Raw genomic sequence first — 3,446 nt, 5'->3', positions numbered from 1 at the left:
CGGACGGCATAGGCCAGAGCTTTCGCAGCACCGAGCAGGACGCAGATCTTTTTGGCCCGGGTGATACCCGTATAGATAAGGTTGCGCTGGAGCATCACGAAGTGGGTCATCAGTACTGGCATGACGACGATCGGATACTCCGACCCTTGGGCCTTGTGGATCGTCGTGGCGTAGGCCAGCGTCAGCTCATCGAGCTCCGTGACATCGTACTCGACCCATTTGCCGTCGAAATCGACTTTCAGCGTCCTCTCCTCCGTATCCACCTCCCGGATATAACCCAGATCGCCGTTGAACACATCCTTATCGTAGTTGTTGCGAAGCTGCATCACGCGGTCGCCCTGACGATAGGTATAGCCGCCGCGACTGAGGCTCGGACCCGAAGGATTCAGCGCCTGCTGCAACAGCAGGTTCAGGTTCGCGGCGCCCACGACGCCCCGCTGCATCGGAGTAAGCACCTGAATACGGTCCGGGCTTTCCCGGTAGGCACGGGGCAGACGCTCTTTGACAAGGCGGACGATACTTTCTGCGGCTCGCTCCGGGTCTTCTTCCTTCATAAAGAAAAAATCCGTGTCGCGGCCATTGCTCGTATCGGGGAATTTCCCCCGATTGATGGCGTGGGCGCTCATCACGATACGGCTCTTCTGCGCCTGCCGGAAGATGCGCACGAGCCGCACGACGGGGATACGCTGCGAGTCGATGACATCGCGCAGGACGTTTCCCGCCCCGACGCTCGGCAGCTGGTCGATATCGCCGACGAGAACCAGCCGCATCCCCACGGGAACGGCTTTCAGCAGGTTGTTCATCAAAAGGATGTCGATCATCGAACACTCGTCCACGATCAGCGCGTCGCCTTCCAACGGATTCTCGTCGTTGCGCTTATACCCGTCCTGCGGGTTGTATTCCAGCAGACGGTGGATGGTCTTGGCCTCCATGCCCGTCGCCTCGCTCATACGCTTGGCGGCACGTCCCGTCGGAGCCGCCAGCAGCACGCGCAGGCCGGCTTTTTTCAAGGCCGCGATGATGCCCTGCGTCGTAGTCGTCTTGCCCGTACCGGGGCCGCCGGTCAACACCATGACCTTGGACGTGACGGCCTGTCGGATAGCCGCAAGCTGAACCTCGTCGTATTCGATGCCGGTTTCCGCGGTGAGGGACGACGGATCGAAAAGCCCGTCGAACAACGAACGGCCCGTACTCTGGGCCAAATCTCTCAGGCGACGCGACGTACCGCACTCGGCATGGTAGAACGGAGGAAGGTAGATGGCGTCCTTGTCGAGAATAAGGTCTTCGGCCTGAAGCATCCCGGCGAGGGTGTCACGGATAGCTGTTTCGCCCGCTTCGAGAAGTTGTCCCGCAGTTTTTACCAGCTGTTCCTCCCCGGCGTAGACATGACCTTCGTCCGAGAGTTGTCCCAACGTATAGAGGATACCGCTCCGGCACCGTCGCGGGTCCTCTTTCTCATAGCCCATCTTTGCGGCGATGCCGTCGGCGGTCTTGAAGCCGATGCCCCAGATATCGTCAGCAAGGCGGTAGGGATTCTCCCGCACCTTCTCGATGCTCTCCTTGCCGTATTCCCGGTAGATTTTCGCTGCATAGGCCGTGCTCACGCCGTAGCCCTGCAGAAAGAGCATGACGTTCTTGATGTCCTTCTGCTTCTCCCAACTCTCCCGGATCTTCGCTACACGCTTACGCCCGATGTTGGGGACTTCGTAGAGCCGTTCGATGTCGGTTTCGATGATGTCGATCGTTTCCGTTCCGAACCTCTGAACGATAGCCCGGGCGAACCGGGGGCCGATGCCCTTGACCAGTCCGCTGCCGAGGTATTTTTCGATCCCGTACACCGTGGCGGGCATCGTCTCCTCCCACGTCGCGGCGACGAACTGGCTGCCGTAGCGTTTGTCCACCTTCCATTCGCCGCGGCACAGAAGGACGCTGCCCACAGGAACCTCCAGCAGGTTACCCACGAGCGTGACAAGGTCGCTATAGCCCTTCACCTTGACCTTCAGCACCGAGTAACCGTTCTCGGGATTCTGGTAGGTGATACGTTCCACGACGCAGCGCAGAAGAGTTGCCGGGTGTTCGTTCATAAAGCGGACGATACTGAATACCCAGTAAAATTACGGAAAAAATCCCGGAATAGCAATGCCGCCGGGCATACGATCTTCCTAACCGATTTATTCATCGTCTAAAGTATCGAGATATTCTTTGATAATATCCCCATGACAGGGATAAGGCTTGCAGAAGCATCCCAGGCGTTTGCCTTTCAAAGCATGGATACGCTGACGAAACTCAGTATCGGTACGCAGGCGTCCGTAAAAATAACTGCGGTAGCGGTCCAAGGTAGCACCGCGGCTCATGCCCGGCAGCAGCCGAAAAGGATGCCCGAAATAACCGTCTTCACCATGGCCGGCACGGCCGATGTAAACATCGCATGCTGCATGACGAATGTTCACCACTTCAGTCTGTTTCATGACAATAAGATTTTAACGTTGGTGCGGGAATAGCCCTCAGGCGCACAAAATAATCCGCAGACAGACCCGAACGGGATGTCTGCGGATTAAATTTGCCTGCGGGGAGAGCCCCGCGTCGGAATGCACTACGCCCGTTCCACTACGACGATCTCCGCACGGCAGGCTGTGCGTGCGAAAGGCTCCTGCATGGGTGTCCGGTGGTGGACGATAAAGTGCCGCATCGTCTCCTGCACGGATTTCGGACGCTGCTTGTCGATAAAGCCGTACGGCAGAAGCAGCACGGCCCGATCGCCCGAGCGTTGCGTACGGGAGAGCCATTGCAGGAAGGAGACACACTCCGCAATCTCGAACGGCGGGTTGGCGATGACATTCTCGCAGCGGAAGCCGACCTCATGGAACTGCATCCGCAGTGCGGCAGCTTCGGGATAGAGGCGTTCGTAAAAATCGACCAGTTCCGCATCGGTATCGAAGCCGAGGATCGCCGACGGGTGCACGCCTTCGAGGATCAGGGCGCGCGTAAGCTGCCCCGTACCGCAGCAGGCATCCACGATACGGCTGTCATTGTCGAAATATCGCACGGCCAGCGCAGCCATCTGGCGGGCCGTACGGTCGGGTGTCAGGTATTGCGAAGCATAGACCCCCTTGCGGCGCTGTCGTTCGCACATCGCGTCATAGGGCCAGTTATCGCCGCCGTAGAGGAACGGCAGTTCATTGTGTTGCTGCCAGTAGTCGAGCACCTCCGGCAGCGTGTCCGGCCAGTAAAAGCTACGCCGCAGGTAGTAGTTCAGAAGTGCCGGGCGTTTTGTGATTCTTTCAAAGATTTTCATACGATCAGGTTTTTAGGGTTCGTTACTCTTTATTCTTTCGCTGCGCCACAATCCAATCGGGATTCAGCGTCATGCGCCAATCGGGATCGCCAGTGCGGTAAGCGAGGAGCTGGGCGGCGTAATCGTGAGCTTCACGGGAATTTTGGGCCCG

Annotated in this window: 2 protein-coding genes and 1 pseudogene; all 3 read right to left on the bottom strand. The window is 58.3% G+C overall.

The genetic code is table 11. The features are described from left to right. A partial coding sequence (locus ACESTR_RS15735; protein ID WP_373179425.1) for an ATP-dependent RecD-like DNA helicase occupies window positions 1-2,084 on the bottom strand: 2,084 nt, incomplete at its 3' end. 99 nt (window positions 2,085-2,183) lie between these two features. Next, window positions 2,184-2,468: pseudogene (locus tag ACESTR_RS15730) on the bottom strand (DUF4326 domain-containing protein); the annotation flags it as partial. Window positions 2,469-2,593: 125 nt separating this feature from the next. Beyond that, window positions 2,594-3,295 carry a hypothetical protein gene (locus ACESTR_RS15725; RefSeq protein WP_244075994.1) on the bottom strand — a complete coding sequence of 234 codons (702 nt, stop codon included), beginning with the start codon at window positions 3,293-3,295 and terminating at the stop codon, window positions 2,594-2,596. Window positions 3,296-3,446: the final 151 nt, after the last annotated feature.

The sequence above is a fragment of the Alistipes sp. DJF_B185 genome, assembly GCF_964250025.1.
Lineage (GTDB): Bacteria > Bacteroidota > Bacteroidia > Bacteroidales > Rikenellaceae > Alistipes > Alistipes finegoldii.
This window is presented reverse-complemented; position numbering and strand designations above follow the sequence as displayed.

Excerpts from the sequence above, each read along its gene's own strand:
- ACESTR_RS15725 (WP_244075994.1), bottom strand. The coding sequence starts at position 3,295 with ATGAAAATCTTTGAAAGAATCACAAAACGCCCGGCACTTCTGAACTAC.